Consider the following 17,508-nt stretch of genomic DNA (forward strand, 5'->3'; position numbering starts at 1 on the left):
CCCCGGTTCGCGCGGCGTAAAACAACAACCCGATCTCACCGAGCGTGCATTCACTGCGAGGCCGGGCCGGATTTTCGCGCTCGGTGCACCCTCGAGCGCTACCTTCTCGGTTATGAGGCGGTGGGTGGCGGCGTGCATGTGTGTCGCGCTGGCCTTGGCGGGATGCGCGCCCCGGCGCCCGCCCGCGCCGCGGCCGATGCTGACGTATCTGGGCCAGTCGCAGGTCCCGTTCGACGCCACCTTCGACGGCACCGTCATCGGCGGGCTGTCGGCGCTGAGCTATGACCCCGGACGGCAGCTGTACTACGTGATCAGTGACGATCGCTCCAAGAAGAACCCGGCCCGGTTCTACACCGTGCAGTTGTCCTTGTCGGACAAAGGAATTGACAACGTCACGTTCACCGGCACGCACCCGCTGCTGGACCCGGCCGGCCGGCCGTTCCCGCCGCTCACACGGGATGCCACGCCGCCGATCGTTCCCCCCGACCCCGAGGGCATCGCGTTCGACGCCTTGCGGCAGCGGCTGTACTGGACCTCCGAAGGTGAGCGGCTCACCGCCGGCCCGGTGTTGCTCGACCCCTGGGTCCGGACCGCCGCGCTCGATGGCGCCTACCTGGGCCAGTTCACGTTGCCGGCCAATCTGGCGATGTCCGCCCAGCGGACCGGCCCGCGCCGGAACAAGGCGCTGGAGGGCCTGGCGCTGACGCCCGACGGCCGATCGCTGTTCGCCGCGATGGAGGACCCCGGCCACAACGACGGTCCGCTCACCGACGACGGCCACCGCATCCTCACCCGGGTCACCGATTTCGACGTCGCGGCCGGGGCGCCCACCGCCCAATACGCCTACCCGATGGAGCCGCCGGCGCCGCCGGCCGACGTCAACGGTGTCTCCGATCTGGTCGCCCTGTCGGACACGACCTTCCTGGTGATCGAGCGATCCTCGGCCCTGCCGCCGACGGTGCGGATCTACCGTGCCGAGATCGGTGCGGCCACAGACGTTTTGACGACCCCGTCGATGCGCGACGCGGCCGTGACACCCATGAGCAAAACCCTGGCGGTCGACTTGTCGTCCACGCCGGGTCTGTCGCCGCTGGACAATGTCGAGGGCATCACGCTGGGGCCGAAGCTGCCCGACGGTCGCCAGTCGGTGGTGCTGGTCAGCGACAACAACTTCTCAGCCCGCCAGGTCACGCAGTTCCTGTTGTTCGCGATGTGATGGCGCGGGGGCCTGGCCGGGCGGCGGCCGCAGCCGGTAGAGGGTGAAGCCCGCCGCCGCCACGCCGAAGAGCACCAGCAACGTCATGTCGAACACCCACCAACCGCTGTAGTGAGTCCACGTCTGGGCGTCGGCGGCCAGCGCGTCGACCCTGCGCAGGTTGACCGTGGACGCCGAGGCGGCGAAGCCCCACCGGGCGGGGACGAACCAGGAGAGCTCTTGGAAGCCCCACTTGCTCACCAGCTGAACGAGGCTCCCGTTGAACAGCGCGGACGCGAGGATCACCGGCAGTAGCAGCGGCAGCACCTCACGCAGGCGCGTGCCCAGCGCCGACAACGCGAGCCCGAGCATCGCGTACACGATGGCCGTCACCGCCACGCTCACATAGAGCTCGAGCGTGGCGTTGTGCAGCAGAGCGGCGTCGCGCGCGGGACCGCCCTTGTCGGCGACGACGATCGCGAACACGACGGCCGTCGAGACGGCCGCGGCGACGCCGAACACGAGCGTCTTCGCGGCCAGGTAGGCCACCGTCGACAGCCCCAGGGCCTGCTCGCGCCGGAAGATCCGCCGCTCGCCCACCACGGCACGGATCGGCAGCGCGGTGCCGATGATCACCGCGGCGAGGTTCAGGGCGGCCAGGATCTCGATGGCTTCGTGCGGGTGCGCGGCGCCCGCCGGGGGCCGCACCAGGCCGGAATCGCCCGGAATCAGCAGCGCCAGACCCGCCAGCACGAAGGGCAGGATCGCCGACAACACGAAGTAGGGGCGGTCGGCGAAGATCAGCTTGAGGTCGCGGCGGGCCAGCAGCCGGACTTGCCGCGACAGCGGGGGTTGGGCGGGCGGCGGCGACGGAGCGGCCACCTCCGGCGGCGCCGTCAACGCCGACGCCGACGGGCTGGCGCGGAACGCGCGGTGGGTTCCGCCGGGATCGGCGCCGACCCGGGCGAGCACCGTGGACCAGTCGGCGGTGCCCATCGCGGCCTCGACCTGCGCCGGCGGCCCGAGGAATGCCGTGGTACCGGCCGAGGTGAGCACCAGCACCTGGTCGCACAGGTTGAGGTCGGTCATGCGCGTCCGCGACGACACGGCCGCCACGACCACGCAGCCGATGTCGGCCTGACGCCGCAGCATCGCCATGACGTGGCGCTGTTGTTCGGCGTCCAGGCCGGCGCTCGGCTCGTCAACGACGAGCAGCGTCGGCCGGGTGACGAGCTCGACCGCCAGCGCCGCGCACCGGCGCACCTCGGGCGACAGCTTGCCGATCCGGGTGCCGCGGTGCGGCGTCAGCTCGAGTTCCTCGATCACCTGGCTGACCAGGCGGTCGCGATGCTCGGGTGAAACACCCTGCGGGAGGCGCATTTCGGTGACGTATCCCAAGGCCTGTTCGACGGTGAGCTGCCGGTGCAACCCGTCGCCGGGCGACACGATGCCGATGCGGGTGCGCATCGACGCCGGCTCGGCGTGCACGTCGTGGCCGTCGACGGTGACGCGTCCCGAGCTGAGTTGCCGGGTGCCGGCGAGCAGTCCGAGCAGCGCGGAGTTGCGGGCGGCCGAGGGCCCGACCACCGCGGTGAACACGCCCGGACGCGCCGCGAACGAGATGTCCGCGAGCGTCTCGCGCCCGTCGACGGTGAGTCCGAGCCGGTACGCGGCCAGCCCGACGGTGCGCGCGTCGGCGTTGAGCGGCAAGCGGTAGGTGGCGTTCGGCTCCGCGGTGCGAATCGAAGGACGCGCGACGCGCAGTTTCGAGGTGACCATCCGCTCGATCAGCCCCGGGCCGCCCTGCTGTGGGGCGTCGGCCGCGGGGATCGGCTGAGCGGGCGGTGCCGGGGCGGGCGGTGCCGGGGCGGGCGGCTCGGGCGCCGGCGGTTGCGGCGGCACCACCCGCATCCGTTGGGTGTCGCGCTGGGTCGGAGCCTGCAGTTCCGGAGCGTGCGGGCGGGGCGGCTGCGGTGCGACGGGCGGCGGCGGTGGCGGCGGGTGCGCCGGGGGGCGGGGCATCGGGCGAGGAGCCGGGCCCGGCGGACCGGCGGTGACGTGGAAGACCAGCCGCGGGCCCCGCTGCGGATCGCCGATGCTGATCGCCTGGCCGTCGCGGATGTTCACCGTCGCGGCCCGTGCGCCGTCGACGAAGATCCCGCGGTGGCTCAGGTCGATGGCCACCCACTGGGTGCCGGCGAACCGCAGCACCACCTCCGGGCGGGGCGGCGGTGGTGGCGCGCCCGGATTCCCGAGGCGCTCGAGGGCGATATCGCAGGCCGGGCCGTAGCCGACGATCACGTCGCGGCCCGGGGCGAAATCGAACCTCGCCGACCCGACCCACACGGTCAACGGGGAGGCCCTGAACGCGGAAGCCTCGGTCCGCATCGCCCGCCCCCTTTCGTCACCGTCAGCTCGACTTAGTGTCTACCCGCTGGCCGCGGTCTCTTCACCGGGGTCAGGCCCTCACAGTGTGTTGCGCCGCCCCCCTTGCGACGCGTTGTCGAGGAGCCGGCGCAACACCTCGACCGCGTCCGTCAGCACCCGGCGGTCTCCCGGCTCGAGCAGCGCGAGCTGGGGTTCGATCGCGGCGGCGCGGTCGGCGCGGACGGCGTTGAGCATGCGTTTGCCCTGCGGGGTGATGCGGATCCGGACGGCGCGCGCATCCCCGGGGTCGATGGTCCGGGCGACCAGCCCGGCGTCCTCGAGCCGGCGCACCTGCGTCGTCATCGTCGGTTGGGAGCAGTGGTCGACCGCCGCGAGGTCGCCGATCCGCGCTTCCCCGTGGGCCTCGATCGTGGCGAGCAGCCTGGCCTGCGCCGCGGGCAGGGGCATCTGGATGCGCTGGGTGGCCAGCCGGTTGAGCCGCGCCACCACGGCGAGCAGATCCGCCCCCAGCTGCTGGGCCTCGACGTGCGCGGTATCGACAACTCTGTCCATCTACCCATCGTTCCATAGCTTTGCTAACTGAGGCGAGAGGCGACCGCCCGAATCGGGCCGGAAGTCACGAAGCGTATGAGGCGACTTGGCGCTGCGGGCTGGCACAATCAGTGAAGTGAATGCCCGTCGCCCCGTCCGTTCGCGCCATCGGGGTGGGCCGTTACGACCGACCGAATTGGCACAGGCCTCCGTGATGGGGGCGCTCTGCGCGGTGATCTCGATCGTGGCCGGGGTCATCCCGTTCGCGCAGGGGCTGGCGCTGTTGGGCACCGTGCCCATGGGGCTGCTGACCTACCGTTACCGGCTCCGGGTGCTGATCGCCGCGACGTTTGCCGCCGGAACTCTCGCCTTCCTCATCTCCGGGCTGGGCAGCTTCTTGACCGTCGTCAACTGCGCCTACATCGGCGGGTTGACCGGAGTCGTGAAGCGCAAGGGCAGGGGCACACCCACCGTCACCCTCGCGTCGGTGATCGTCGGCTTCGTCGTCGCCGCCGCGACGGTCGGTTTGCTGGCGGTGCTGAATCGGCTGCGGCATCTGATATTCGAGGTGATGACCGCCAACGTCGACGGCGTGGTGGCGTTCCTCAGCCGGGTGAATCTGCGGTGGCTCGGGGTCGACGTCAAGCGGGTGTTCGAATTCGGGCTGCACTACTGGCCGTGGCTGATGCTGGGCTACGTCACCTACGGGGTCGTGGTCTCGTCGCTGATCGGTTGGTGGGCGCTCTCGCGCTTACTGGATCGGATGGGCAACGTCCCGGATGTGCACAAGCTCGACCCTCTCGACGAGCCGCCCGACGCCCCGATCGGGCCCGTGCCGGTGCGCCTCGACAACGTGCGGTTCCGCTACCCGCACGCGCAACAAGACGCGCTGCGTGAACTCAGCATGGAATTGCAAGTCGGAGAACACGTTGCGGTCATCGGCGCCAATGGTTCCGGCAAGACCACGCTGACGCTGATCCTGGCGGGCCGGCCGCCGACGGCGGGCACCGTGCAGCGCCCCGGCGCGGTGGGGCTGGGCATGGTGGGCGGCACGGCGCTGGTTCTGCAGCACCCGAAGAGCCAGGTGTTGGGCACCCGGGTCGCCGATGACGTGGTGTGGGGGCTGCCGCCGGGCACCGCGGTCGACGTTGAGCATTTGTTGCGCGAAGTCGGGCTCGAGGGGTTCGCCGAACGGGATACCGGGAGCCTGTCCGGCGGGGAATTGCAGCGCCTCGCCCTCGCCGCGGCGCTGGCCCGGGAGCCGGCGCTGCTGATCGCCGACGAATTCACCAGCATGATCGACCAGGAGGGCCGTAACGTCTTGCTGAACGTGCTGTCCGGCCTCCCGCAACGGCATCGGACCGCCCTGGTGCACATCACGCACTTCGACAACGAGGCCGCGTCCGCGGACCGGACGATCAACCTCAGCGATTCCCCGGACAACACCGGCATGGCCGAAACGGCCCCGGCCCCAGCCCCGGTCCCCGCGGTCAAGTGGGGCTCGACCAAGCCGGTCCTCGAAATCGTCGGTGTCGGCCACGAATACAACAGCGGGACCCCGTGGGCCAAGACCGCGCTGCGCGACATCAACCTGGTCGTGGAACAGGGTGACGGGATCCTGATCCACGGCGGCAACGGCTCGGGCAAGTCGACGCTGGCATGGATCATGGCCGGGCTGACCGTTCCCACGACGGGTGCCTGCCTGATCGACGGTGAGCCGATCCGCGAGCACGTCGGTGCGGTGGCGCTGTCGTTCCAGACGGCCCGACTGCAATTGATGCGCAGCCACGTCGGCTTGGAACTCGCTTCCGTGGCGGGCTTTTCGGAGCATGACGAGGCCCGGGTGGCCGCCGCTCTGGGCGCGGTGGGACTGGAACCCGCGATGGGCAAGCGGCGCATCGATCAGCTCAGCGGTGGCCAGATGCGGCGGGTGGTCCTGGCCGGCCTGCTGGCGTGTTCGCCACGGGTGCTGATCCTCGACGAGCCGCTGGCCGGGTTGGACATCGCCAGCCAGCGGGGCCTGCTGCGGCTGCTCGCGGATCTGCGCCGGCACCGGGGATTGACCGTCGTCGTCATTTCCCACGACTTCGTCGGTTTGGAGGCCGTGTGCACGCGGACCGTGCATCTGCAGAAGGGCGCGCTGCAAGCGGTGTCGGCGACCGCCGCGGCCGGGGGTGTGGCGTGACCGCAAGCTCGGCCGCCACGCCCGGGAGGGGCCGGCGCACCTCTCGGCCGGTGGTGCTGTTGGTTCCGGTGCCGGGCGGGTCGCCCATCCACAACCTGTGGGCCGGAACCAAACTGCTGGTGGTGTTCGGTGTTTCGGTGTTGCTGACCTTGTACCCGGGTTGGGTGACGATCGGGTCGGTGGCGGCGCTGGTGCTGGCGGCGGTCCGGATCGCTCACATTCCCCGGGGTGCGCTTCCGACGATTCCGCGGTGGCTGTGGATCCTGATGGGATTGGGTTTCGTGACCGCCGCGCTGGCCGGTGGCAGTCCGATGCTATCGATCAACGGGGCCCACATCTGGCTGGGCGGGGCGCTGAACTTCCTGCGTATCACCGCGCTATCGGTGGTTCTGCTCGGGCTGGGGGCGATGGTGTCCTGGACCACCAACGTCGCCGAAATCGCGCCGTCCCTGGCGGTTTTGGGCCGCCCGTTCAAGTTGCTGCGGATTCCGGTGGACGAGTGGGCGGTGGCCCTGGCCCTGGCGCTGCGCGCCTTCCCACTGCTGATCGAGGAATTTCAGGTGCTCTACGCCGCTCGCCGACTGCGGCCCAACCACATGCCGACGAGCCGCAAGGCCCGGGTCCGGCAGACGGCGGGCAACTCCATCGACTTGGTCGCCGCCGCCATCGTCGTGACCCTGCGCCGCGCCGATGAGATGGGCGACGCGATCACTGCTCGCGGCGGCACCGGTCAGCTCTCCGCCGATCCGGCACGGCCGAAACTGGGCGACTGGGTCACGCTCGCCGTCACCCTGGCGGTCAGCGGTGTCGCGGTGGCCATCGAGACGATCTTCCACCTGACCGCCTAGACCCTCGCGTAGCGTGAGCGGGTGGCCGACATGCACGGGACTCGCACGATCGCGGCACGTATCGGCGACGTCTGGGAGACACTCGCCGACTTCGGGTCGATCAGTTCGTGGGCCGGCAACGTCGACCACTCGTGCATCCTGTACTCCGGGCCCGACGGCGCCGACGTCGGCACCGCCCGCCGCGTGCAGGTCAAGCGCGACACCCTCGTCGAGCGCATCACCGAGTTCGACCCGCCCCGCGCCCTCGGCTACGACATCGAAGGCTTCCCGCGCCGCCTGCGCAGGGTGTCCAACCGCTGGACGCTGGCGCCGTCGGCCGCGATGACCCTGGTGACCCTCACCAGCACCGTCGAAGTCGGGCCGCACGCAACGCAAAAGGCGGCCGAACATCTCTTGTGCCGTCTCCTCGCGCGACAGTCCGAGGCGATGCTCGCCGGCCTTGCGAATCGATTGGAGCGCGCTCGTGTCTGATCGCCCCGACGTCGTCGTCATCATGACCGACGAGGAACGCGCGGTGCCGCCGTACGAGGCTCCCGACGTGCTGGCGTGGCGCGACCGGACGCTGACCGGCCGCAGATGGTTCGACGACCACGGCGTCAGCTTCACCCGGCACTACACCGGCTCGCTGGCCTGCGTGCCCAGCCGCCCAACCATTTTCACCGGGCACTACCCCGATCTGCACGGCGTCACCCAGACCGATGGCATCGGAAAGACCGCCCACGATTCGCGCATGCGCTGGCTACGCCGGGGCGAGGTGCCCACGCTGGGCAACTGGTTCCGCGCGGCCGGATACGACACCCATTACGACGGCAAGTGGCACATCTCGCACGCCGATATCACCGACCCGGCCACCGGCCGGCCGCTGGCCACCAACGACAACAACGGTGTCGTCGACGCCGCGGCGGTGCGGCGCTACCTGGCGGCAGACCCGCTGGGGCCGTTCGGTTTCTCCGGGTGGGTCGGTCCTGAGCCGCACGGGGCGGCGTTGGCCGACGCCGGCGTCCGACGCGACCCGCTGATCGCCGACCGGGTGGTCGCGTGGCTCGCCGATCGCTACGCGCGCCGCCGCGAGGGCGACCCTGCCGCGTTGCGTCCGTTCCTTCTGGTCGCCAGCTTCGTCAATCCCCACGACGTCGTGCTCTTCCCGGCCTGGTCGCGCCGGAGCCCGGTCAAGCCGTCACCGCTCGACCCGCCCGCGGTGCCCGCGCCGCCCACCGCGGAGGAAGACCTGTCCACCAAGCCGGCGGCGCAGATCGCCTTTCGCGAGGCCTACTACTCCGGCTACGGCCCCGCGCCCGCGGTCGACCGAACCTACGAGCGCAACGCGCAGCGGTACCGCGACCTCTACTACCGGCTGCACGCCGAGGTGGACGGCCCCATCGACCGCGTCCGGCGGGCGGTCACCGAAGGCGGTTCGGGCAACGCGGTATTGGTGCGCACCGCCGACCACGGCGACCTGCTGGGCGCCCACGGCGGCCTGCACCAAAAGTGGTTCAACCTGTACGACGAGGCTACCCGAGTTCCCTTCGTCGTCGCGCGCATCGGCGAGCGGGCGACGCGGCCACGGCGGGTCACCGCGCCGACCTCACACGTCGACCTGGTCCCCACCCTGCTGGCGGCGGCCGGCGTCGACGTCGCGGCGGTGGCCGCCACGCTGGCCGAGTCGTTCTCCGAGGTGCATCCGCTGCCCGGGCGGAACCTCATGCCGATCGTGGACGGCGCCGCGGCCGACGAGAGCCGCGCCGTCTATGTGATGACCCGCGACAACATGCTCGAAGGGGACAGCGGCGCATCGGGATTGGCGCGCCGGCTGAAGCGGACCGTCGATCCGCCCGCGCCGCTGCGCATCCGGGTCCCAGCCCACACCGCCTCCAACTTCGAGGGCTTGGTGGTCCGCGTCGACGAGACGACGGCCACCGGTGGCGCAGGCCATCTTTGGAAGCTGGTGCGTACCTTCGACGACCCGGGCACCTGGACGGAGCCGGGCGTGCGGCACCTGGCGGCCAACGGGTTCGGGGGAGACGCGTACCGCACGACGCCGCTCGACGACCAGTGGGAGCTGTACGACCTCACCGCCGATCCGATCGAAGCGATCAACCGGTGGACCGACCCGGACCTGCATGCCCTCCGCGCGCACCTGCGGATGCAGCTCAAACACGCCCGGGCCGATTCCGTGCCCGAGCGAAATGTGCCATGGCCCTACGCTTCTCGTCGACCCCCGACGCCGCGGCCCTCGATGCTGAAGCGGTTGGTCGGCAACGTCTTGACGCCGCGAGCCTAACCGCACTGCGAAAAAGCGACCGGCATTTCGCAGTGCGGTTAGGCTCGCGTGGCGAGCCCGCCTCAGGTCCGCATCCGGTCGATGAGGTTCGACAACACCACGATGCTCTCGCTGCGCTCGATGTCCGCGCTCGACCGGATACGCTCGAGGACGGCTTCCAGGTGGCGCATGTCGCGCGCCAGGACGTGCAGGATGGCGTCCGACGTTCCGGTCACCGTCGCGGCGCTGACCACCTCGGGCATGTCCACCCAGGCCGCCCGCAGCCGATCCGGCGCGATGGTGCCGTGGCAGAACACCTGCACGTAGGCTTCGGTGTTCCAGCCCAGCGCATTTCGGTCGACGACCGTGGTGAAGCCCTTGATGACGCCGGCATCCAGCATCCGGTCCACGCGCCGCTTGACCGCAGGGGCGGACAGATTGACCTTCTCGCCGATCTCGGCGAACGTGGCCCGCGCGTGCTCGGTCAGCTCGGCCAGGATGCGGGCGTCGGTGTCGTCGAGGCGCTCCATCACCGTTCCCTTCGATCGGCCGCAATAAATCGATGACGAGGCCACTCTAACGCAATAAATCGCGTATAGGCACGCAATGCATAGCGTTTGATTGTGTCAGGGCGGGCAAATACCGTTGATCTATGACGGAACACTACGTCGTGGCGGCCGGATCGGGCTCGTCACCCGCCGGCCGGGTCCGCACGCCCCGCGCCCGCCGGTACGCGATGACGCCGCCGGCATTCTTCGGGGTCGAGTACGCGATCAACCCCTGGATGGACGTCGCGACGCCCGTCGACGTCGCTCTCGCGCAGGCCCAGTGGGACGGCCTGCGCACCACCTACCTTCGGCTGGGCCACCAGGTTGAGGCGATCGCGCCCGCGCCCGGACTGCCGGACATGGTGTACGCCGCCAACGGCGGATTCATCGCGGGCGACGTCGCGATCGTCGCCAAGTTCCGATTCGCCGAGCGGGCCGGCGAGTCGCGTGCCTACGCCCAGTGGATGTCCTCGCTCGGGTACCGGCCCGTGTCCACCCGTCACGTCAACGAGGGGCAGGGCGACTTATTGATGGTCGGCGAAACGGTGTTGGCGGGCTACGGCTTTCGCACCGACCTGCGGGCGCACGCCGAGATCTCCGCGGCGCTGCGGACGCTCGTCGTCTCGCTGGAGTTGGTCGATCCGCGCTTCTACCACCTCGACACCGCGCTGGCCGTCCTCGACGACCACACCATCGCGTTCTATCCGCCGGCGTTCAGCGCGGCCGCTCAGGACCAACTGCGCGAGCTGTTTCCCGATGCGATCGTCGTCGGCAGCGCCGACGCGTTCGTGCTCGGCCTCAACGTCGTCTCGGACGGCCTGAACGTCGTCCTTCCTTCGGCCGCAACGGGTTTCGCCGCGCAACTGCGCGGCGCGGGATTCGAGCCCGTCGGCGTGGACCTGTCCGAACTCCTCAAGGGCGGCGGTTCGGTCAAGTGCTGCACCCTGGAGATGTTTCCATGACGATCCTTGACGCCCGGACGTCGACCCGGACCGAGGCCGCGATCGGCCTGGTCGAACGCCATGCCGCGCATAACTATTCGCCGTTGCCCGTGGTGGCGGCCAGCGCCGAGGGCGCCTGGATCACCGATGTGGAGGGCCGGCGCTACCTGGACTGCCTGGCCGCCTACTCGGCGGTCAACTTCGGCCACCGCAACCCCGAGATCACCGCGGCGGCCCACGCCCAGCTCGACACCGTCACGCTGGTCAGCCGCGCGTTCCATTCGGACACGCTCGGCCCGTTCTGCGCCGCGCTCGCGCGGCTGTGCGGCAAGGACCTGGTGCTGCCGATGAACTCGGGCGCCGAAGCCGTGGAGAGCGGCCTCAAGATCGCCCGCAAGTGGGGCGCCGACGTCAAGGGCGTGCCCGACGGCCGGGCGAACATCATCGTGGCGGACAACAACTTTCACGGCCGCACGATCAGCATCGTCAGCTTCTCCTCGGATCCCACCGCGCGGGCGGGATTCGCACCGTTCACCCCCGGCTTCCGCTCGGTGCCCTTCGGCGACGCCGCCGCGCTGGCCCGCGCGATCGACGACCACACGGTCGCGGTGCTGCTCGAACCGATCCAGGGCGAGGCGGGCATCGTCGTCCCGCCCGACGACTACCTGCCGGCCGTCCGCGCGCTGTGCAGCAGGCACAACGTGCTGATGATCGCCGACGAGATCCAGTCCGGGCTGGCGCGTGCGGGGCACACCTTCGCCTGCGACCACTGGGGCGTGGTGCCCGACGTCTACCTGCTCGGCAAAGCGCTGGGCGGCGGCGTGGTTCCGCTGTCGGCGGTCGTCGCCGACCGCGAGGTCCTGGGCGTCCTGCACCCCGGCGAACACGGCTCCACCTTCGGCGGCAACCCGTTGGCCGCCGCCATCGGCACCACCGTGGTCGCCATGCTGGGCCGCGGAGAGTTCCAGGCCCGCTCGGCAGAGCTGGGCGGGCGCCTGCACACGCGCCTGCGCGAACTGGTGGGACACGGTGTGCAGGCCGTGCGCGGCCTGGGCCTGTGGGCGGGCGTCGACATCGACCCGGCGCTCGGGACGGGCAAGCAGATGAGCCTTCGGCTCGCGGATCGCGGTGTGCTGGTCAAGGACACCCACTCCTCGACGCTGCGGTTCGCGCCCCCGCTGGTGATCACGGCGCAAGAAATCGACTGGGCGGTTGAGCAGTTCGCTACGGCGTTGCGGGAGGCTGGCCCATAATCAGCTGATCGAACAAGGAGGGGCATGCCACCCACGTCGATCAGCCTGAAAGAGCAGATGCTCCGGCGCCGTCCAGTCGTCGGCAACGTGGTCGCCTCCGGGGCCGCGAACCACCTCAAGCGGAGCATCGGAACTTTCCAGCTGACCATGTTCGGGGTCGGCTCCACGGTCGGGACGGGCATCTTCTTCGTCATGTCTCAGGCCGTTCCCGATGCCGGCCCCGGGGTGATCCTGTCGTTCCTCATCGCCGCGCTCGCGGCCGGGCTCGCGGCCATCTGCTACGCCGAATTGGCCTCGGCGGTACCGGTTTCCGGGTCGTCCTACTCGTACGCGTACACCACTTTGGGCGAGGCCGTCGCGATGGGCGTGGCCGCCTGCCTGCTGCTGGAATACGGGGTGTCGACCGCCGCGGTCGCGGTCAGCTGGAGCGGCTACCTCAACAAGCTGCTCAGCAATGTCCTCGGAATCCAATTCCCGCACGCGCTGTCCGCCGCGCCCTGGGACGCGCAACCTGGCTTCGTGAATCTGCCGGCGATCATCTTGCTCGCGATGTGCGCCGTGCTGCTCATCCGCGGCGCCAGCGAATCGGCGAAAGTCAACACGATCATGGTGCTGATCAAGCTGGGCGCGCTGCTGATCTTCGTCGTCGTCGCGTTCACCGCCTTCGACGAGAGCCACCTGCGCGACTTCGCGCCGTTCGGCGCCGCCGGCATCGGCTCGGCCGCGGGCACCATCTTCTTCTCGTACATCGGCCTCGACGCCGTGTCGACCGCGGGTGACGAGGTGAAGAACCCGCAGCACACCATGCCGCGCGCGCTGATCGCGGCGCTGCTCACCGTGACCAGCGTGTACCTGTTGGTCGCGCTGGCCGCGCTCGGGACCCAGCCGTGGCAGGAGTTCGCCGCGCAGCAGGAGGCCGGGCTGGCCACCATCCTCGACAACGTCACCCGCGGCAGCTGGGCCAGCACCATTCTGGCTGCGGGGGCGGTGATCTCGATCTTCTCGGTCACGCTGGTCACCATGTACGGGCAGACGCGCATCCTGTTCGCAATGGGCCGCGACGGGCTGCTGCCGTCGCGATTCGCGCGGGTGAACACGCGCACCATGACGCCGGTGAGCAACACGGTGATCGTGGCGATCGCGGCCTCGGCGTTGGCCGCCTTCATACCGCTGGAAAAGTTGGCGGACATGGTGTCCATCGGCACGCTCACCGCGTTCGTCGTCGTCTCCGTCGGGGTGATCATCCTGCGGGTGCGGGAGCCCGGCCTGCCACGGGCTTTCAAGGTCCCCGGGTATCCCGTGACGCCGGCCCTCTCGGTGTTGGCGTGCGGATACATCCTGGCCAGCCTGCATTGGTACACCTGGATCGCGTTCAGCGGCTGGGTCGCGCTCGCGTTAATCTTCTACTTCGTGTGGGGCCGCCATCACAGCGCGCTCAACAGCCAATCGCTTCAACGGGACGCGCTGTGACCGTCGTCGTCGGGTACCGGGCCGGCAAGGTCGGGCTCTCGGGATTGCACCTGGGTGTGCGCATCGCGCGCACCCGCGGCACCTCGCTGACGGTGGCGACCATCGTGCCCAGGCCGTGGCTCACGCCGTCACGCGCCCGGGTGGACGCCGAGTTCGAGCTGTGGGCCCACGCCCTGGCCGCGGAGTCGGCGCACGAGGCCGCCGGAATTCTGGCTGCGATGGCCGACGGGATCGAGGTCACCTACGTGCACCGCGCGCACGGATCGGTGTCGGGGGGACTCCTCGAGGTCATTCAGGAGGTCAACGCCGACGTGCTGGTGCTGGGCTCGTTGCCCAGCGGCGGCCGCGGTCAAGTGCTGATCGGTTCCACCGCGGACTGGCTGCTGCACGCCTCGACCGTGCCGGTGGCCATCAGCCCGCGTGAATACCGTTCGCACGAAGGCAAGTTGACCCGGCTCACCTGCGCCTACTCGGCCACCCCTGACGCGGTCGACGTGGTGAAACGCTGCTTCGACTTCGGGCGGCGATTCGGTGTGCCGGTGCGCGTCATCACGTTCGCGGTCCGCGGCAAGACGATGTATCCGCCGGAGGTCGGGCTCGAGGTCGAGGACCAGGTGCTGCAGGCCTGGGCGTCGCAAGTGCGGGACATCCTCCAGGAGCTCAAGACCGACGGGGTCGTCAGCGACGACGTTGCGCTGCAGGTGGTCACCGGTCGCAGCTGGAAAGAGGCACTGGCGAAGGCGGATTGGCAGGAGGGCGAGATCCTGGCGTTGGGCACCCGGCCGCGCGGCGACATCCGGCGCGTCTTCCTCGGTTCGCGCAGCACCAAGATCATCCGCGAGAGCCCGGTGCCGGTGCTGGTGCTGCCCGGCTAGCGTTGCGCGGCTGCGTTGGCGGCCGCTTGGGCCCGTTTCAGGGTCCCAGCGACATCGCCACGGCCCAGGAACATTTCGTCGAAGTAGGGCCGCAGGGCGTCGTTGCCGGCCGGAAAGCCGGCGCCTCCGGGTGCGGCGATGTGCGGGCCGTTGAGCACGCTGAAAAAGGGGGTGACATCCACGCCCCGGGCCGACCAGTAGTCGAAGTAGACCGGTTGAGCCGACCGGACCGCCGGGATCGCCGCGCCCTCGCGGCCCAAGAACTCGTTGCCTTCCCTGCTGCCCATCCACGCCAGGACCTGGCGCACCGCGCCGGGATGCCTTGTCGCGGAATTACCCGCCGCCGCAATGCCGTTGGTGACGCTGACCCGACCGACCGGGCCGGCCGGCATCATCGTCACACCCCAGTGGAAGCGCGCGTCGCGGGCCACCGGCGCCAGGCTGTAGGTGCCGGACTGGAAGAGCGCCATCCGGCCGGCCAGAAACTGGTTGCGGGAGAAGTCGCCGTTGTCGTTGGTGTCCGAGGCGGGCGGCGCGACGTGGTCGTCGTTGATCAGGCCCACCAGATAGCGGAACGCCTGCACCGCCCCCGGATTGTCGAAGGCGAATTCGTCGCCGCGCTGGAAGACGCCACCGGCCGAGCCGATGTAGTTGAGGTAGATCCCTTGCGGGTCGTTGGCGGCGTTGTAGCCCCACTGCCGAACCCGTCCGGCGTCGAAACCCGCGGCGTCACCGCGACGTCCGTCGGCGTCCACGGTGAGCCGGGCCAGCACTGGGCGTAGCGTGTCGCTGCCGTCGGTGCTCCACCGCACGCCGTTCAGCCGGGCGGGCTCGACGCCGGCCGCGCCGAGCAGGTCGGCGTTGTAATACAGCGCGATCCCGGCGTCGGTCAACTGCGGCACCCCCCATAGCGCGCCCCGGCGGGTGAACTGGTCCACCACCGCCGAGTCCCACGCCGAGGCGGTGCCCGGCCCGAGCGCCGCGCCGATGTCCATCAGCCGGCCGCTGTCGGCGTAGGCGGCCAGGTATGCGTTGGAGAGCCAGAAGATGTCGTCGGCGCTGCCGCCGGCGACATCGGTGCGCAGCGTGTCGAAGTACGTGGGATAGGCGACCACACTGGTGTGCACCGCGATATCGGGATGCGTGCGGTTGAACGCCTCGAACGACCGCCGGTAGGCGGCCGCGATCTGCTCGCCCCAGACCCGCACCGTGACGACGACCTTGCCGCCGGCGGGCCGACCGGAGTAGTCGAGCAGCACCGCGGTCGCGGCCAGCAGCGCCGCGACCAGCGCGAGCGCCAACGCCATCAGCGTCGAAACGCGGGGCCGGCTCACTTGAGCCCCGAGACGACGATCGAGGCGACGATGTGCCGCTGGAAGATCACGAAAAGCGCGATCAGCGGGACGATCGCCACGGTCGTCGCCGCCATGACCAGCGTCCACTGCGAGTTGAACCGCGACTGCAGATCGGCCGTCGCGACCGTGAGCACCCGCCACTTGTGCCCACTGGTGATCACCAACGGCCACATGAAGTTGTTCCACTGCGAGACCACCGTGATCAGCGTCAAGGCCGCCAGCACCGGCCGGCTCGACGGGATCACCACGTGCACGATCACGTCCAGGGTGTTGGCACCGTCCAGGTGGGCGGCGTTGACCAAGTCGTTCGGGATGATGCGAAAGTGCTCCCGCAGCAAGAAGATCGCATACGGCGAGCCGAACATGAACGGCAACACCAGCGCCCAGAACGTGTTACGCAGACCGAGCTGGGCCATCATCAGATACATCGGCACCACCGTGACCGTGCCGGGCACCATCAACGTCGCGATGTAGACCCAGAACAGCGCGTCGCGTCCGGGAAAGTCCAACCGCGCGAACGCGTATGCGGCCAGCACCGAAAAGGTCAACTGGCCCACCAGGATCACGGCCGTCATCAAGGCCGTCACGGCCGCCGCCCGGCCGAAGCCGGCCCCGCCGAGGTCGGCGTAGTTGGCCAGGGTGAACGGGCGGGGCAGCTGCAGGGGCGTCCCCGTGGCGAACTGGTGTGCCGAGGTGAACGAGGTCAATAGGCCAAGCGCGAAGGGCACCAACGTGATCAGCGCACCGAGAACGAGTCCCGCGTAGATGACGAGCCGGCTAGGTGAGGTCATAGCTGATCCGCCGGCGGAAGTAGAGGTGCTGGACCGCGGTGACGCCGATGAGGATGACGAACAACACCACCGCCATCACCGACGCGCGCCCGATGGCCGCCGAGCCGAAGGCCTCCGCGTAGATGCGGTGGGCCACCAGGTCGGTGCTGCCGCCGGGCCCGCCGCCGGTCAATGCGTAGACCATGTCGAAAACCTGTGCGGTGCTGACGATCCCGGTGACCACGACGAAGAATGTCGTCGGCCGCAGCATCGGCAGGGTGATGCTCCAGAACCGCTGCCAGGCGTTGGCCCCATCGGTGCGGGCGGCGGCCTGGACGTCCTCGGGGATCGCCAGCAAGCCCGCCAGAAACGACAGCGACACGTACCCGACGTTGGTCCACACGACCACCGCCGAGACGAGCGGCAACGCGAAGGTGGGGTCCGACAGCCATTCGATGCTGTGCCCCAACAGGGTGCTCACCGCACCGTCCGTCGGGGCCAGAATCCAGCGCCACAGCACCGCGATGGCCAGCGGCGCGCAGACCCACGGCAGCACATACAGGGTGCGGAACAGGCCGGTCCCGGGCAGCCGGCGGGCCAGCATGGACGCGGCGAGCAGCCCCAGCACCGTCTGCGCCGGAACAACGATCGCCACGAACAGCGCCGTCACGATCAACGAGTTGGCGAAGCCGTGATCCGCCAGCACCGACCGCCAGTTGGCCAGGCCCACATAGCGCAGCGGACCCAGCAGGTCCCAGCGGTACAGGCTCAGCCAGATCACCACCAGGATGGGCAGCAGCAAGAAGGCGACGACGCCGAACAGGCTCGGCGCCAGCAGGGCGTAGCCCAGCGCGGTGGAGCGGGGCTGTGTCCTCAGGGCGCCGCTGGC

15 protein-coding genes are annotated in these 17,508 nt (G+C 69.9%); 9 read left to right on the top strand and 6 right to left on the bottom strand.

Annotated elements, in window-relative coordinates; translation table 11 throughout:
- Window positions 1–112 precede the first annotated feature (112 nt).
- Window positions 113–1,216 (top strand): esterase-like activity of phytase family protein, encoded by a 1,104-nt coding sequence (locus U8D42_RS05870; protein ID WP_431523826.1) that lies wholly within the window; start codon window positions 113–115, stop codon window positions 1,214–1,216.
- Here the strand turns inward: U8D42_RS05870 and U8D42_RS05875 are convergent.
- Together U8D42_RS05875 and U8D42_RS05880 are read right to left on the bottom strand one after the other, a co-directional pair.
- The gene (locus tag U8D42_RS05875) at window positions 1,175–3,583 is read right to left on the bottom strand and encodes an ATP-binding cassette domain-containing protein (RefSeq protein ID WP_322858914.1); all 2,409 of its coding nucleotides are present in this window, start codon (window positions 3,581–3,583) and stop codon (window positions 1,175–1,177) included. The two genes, U8D42_RS05870 and U8D42_RS05875, sit on opposite strands and share 42 nt — an antisense overlap.
- A 78-nt stretch (window positions 3,584–3,661) precedes the next feature.
- Window positions 3,662–4,135 carry a MarR family winged helix-turn-helix transcriptional regulator gene (locus U8D42_RS05880; protein ID WP_085241948.1) on the bottom strand — a complete coding sequence of 158 codons (474 nt, stop codon included), beginning with the start codon at window positions 4,133–4,135 and terminating at the stop codon, window positions 3,662–3,664.
- 193 nt (window positions 4,136–4,328) lie between these two features.
- Here U8D42_RS05880 and U8D42_RS05885 point away from each other — a divergent pair, with 193 nt between their 5' ends.
- The 4 genes from U8D42_RS05885 to U8D42_RS05900 are packed head-to-tail and all read left to right on the top strand — an operon-like array spanning window position 4,329 to window position 9,428.
- Window positions 4,329–6,299, top strand: coding sequence for an ABC transporter ATP-binding protein (locus U8D42_RS05885; RefSeq protein ID WP_142278424.1), 1,971 nt, complete (start codon window positions 4,329–4,331; stop codon window positions 6,297–6,299).
- Window positions 6,296–7,147: a CbiQ family ECF transporter T component gene (locus tag U8D42_RS05890; RefSeq protein WP_090420602.1), complete on the top strand. Its 852-nt coding sequence runs from the start codon at window positions 6,296–6,298 to the stop codon at window positions 7,145–7,147. The genes U8D42_RS05885 and U8D42_RS05890 overlap by 4 nt, the downstream gene beginning before the upstream one ends.
- 30 nt (window positions 7,148–7,177) lie before the next feature.
- Window positions 7,178–7,618 (top strand): SRPBCC family protein, encoded by a 441-nt coding sequence (locus U8D42_RS05895; protein ID WP_322859454.1) that lies wholly within the window; start codon window positions 7,178–7,180, stop codon window positions 7,616–7,618.
- Entirely contained in the window at window positions 7,611–9,428 is a 1,818-nt protein-coding gene (locus U8D42_RS05900; protein WP_322858913.1) for a sulfatase-like hydrolase/transferase, read from the top strand. Before U8D42_RS05895 ends, U8D42_RS05900 begins: the two co-directional genes overlap by 8 nt.
- A gap of 62 nt (window positions 9,429–9,490) precedes the next feature.
- Here U8D42_RS05900 and U8D42_RS05905 read toward each other — a convergent pair whose 3' ends face one another.
- Window positions 9,491–9,937, bottom strand: coding sequence for an Lrp/AsnC family transcriptional regulator (locus U8D42_RS05905; RefSeq protein WP_085241943.1), 447 nt, complete (start codon window positions 9,935–9,937; stop codon window positions 9,491–9,493).
- A 122-nt stretch (window positions 9,938–10,059) separates the two neighbouring features.
- Between U8D42_RS05905 and ddaH the strand changes: the two genes are divergently transcribed.
- From ddaH to U8D42_RS05925, 4 genes are read left to right on the top strand one after another with little or no spacing between them, the layout of a single operon-like run.
- Window positions 10,060–10,917 (top strand): dimethylargininase, encoded by an 858-nt coding sequence (ddaH, locus tag U8D42_RS05910; RefSeq protein ID WP_322858912.1) that lies wholly within the window; start codon window positions 10,060–10,062, stop codon window positions 10,915–10,917.
- Complete coding sequence (rocD, locus tag U8D42_RS05915; RefSeq protein ID WP_322858911.1) at window positions 10,914–12,149, top strand: ornithine--oxo-acid transaminase; 1,236 nt, start codon at window positions 10,914–10,916, stop codon at window positions 12,147–12,149. Before ddaH ends, rocD begins: the two co-directional genes overlap by 4 nt.
- A 24-nt stretch (window positions 12,150–12,173) precedes the next feature.
- Entirely contained in the window at window positions 12,174–13,619 is a 1,446-nt protein-coding gene (locus U8D42_RS05920; protein WP_322858910.1) for an amino acid permease, read from the top strand.
- The gene (locus U8D42_RS05925) at window positions 13,616–14,494 is read left to right on the top strand and encodes a universal stress protein (RefSeq protein ID WP_322858909.1); all 879 of its coding nucleotides are present in this window, start codon (window positions 13,616–13,618) and stop codon (window positions 14,492–14,494) included. The genes U8D42_RS05920 and U8D42_RS05925 overlap by 4 nt, the downstream gene beginning before the upstream one ends.
- Here U8D42_RS05925 and U8D42_RS05930 read toward each other — a convergent pair.
- Genes U8D42_RS05930 through U8D42_RS05940 form a run of 3 tightly spaced genes read right to left on the bottom strand, consistent with a single transcriptional unit; the run spans window position 14,491 to window position 17,496 of the window.
- Window positions 14,491–15,828 carry an ABC transporter substrate-binding protein gene (locus tag U8D42_RS05930; RefSeq protein ID WP_322858908.1) on the bottom strand — a complete coding sequence of 446 codons (1,338 nt, stop codon included), beginning with the start codon at window positions 15,826–15,828 and terminating at the stop codon, window positions 14,491–14,493. The genes U8D42_RS05925 and U8D42_RS05930 overlap by 4 nt on opposite strands.
- Window positions 15,825–16,640: a carbohydrate ABC transporter permease gene (locus tag U8D42_RS05935; protein ID WP_322858907.1), complete on the bottom strand. Its 816-nt coding sequence runs from the start codon at window positions 16,638–16,640 to the stop codon at window positions 15,825–15,827. The genes U8D42_RS05930 and U8D42_RS05935 overlap by 4 nt, the downstream gene beginning before the upstream one ends.
- On the bottom strand, window positions 16,627–17,496 hold the full coding sequence (locus tag U8D42_RS05940) for a carbohydrate ABC transporter permease (RefSeq protein ID WP_322859453.1): 870 nt from the start codon (window positions 17,494–17,496) through the stop codon (window positions 16,627–16,629). The genes U8D42_RS05935 and U8D42_RS05940 overlap by 14 nt, the downstream gene beginning before the upstream one ends.
- Between the last annotated feature and the right edge of the window lie 12 nt (window positions 17,497–17,508).

Source organism: Mycobacterium europaeum, from assembly GCF_034555895.2.
Classification (GTDB): domain Bacteria; phylum Actinomycetota; class Actinomycetes; order Mycobacteriales; family Mycobacteriaceae; genus Mycobacterium; species Mycobacterium europaeum.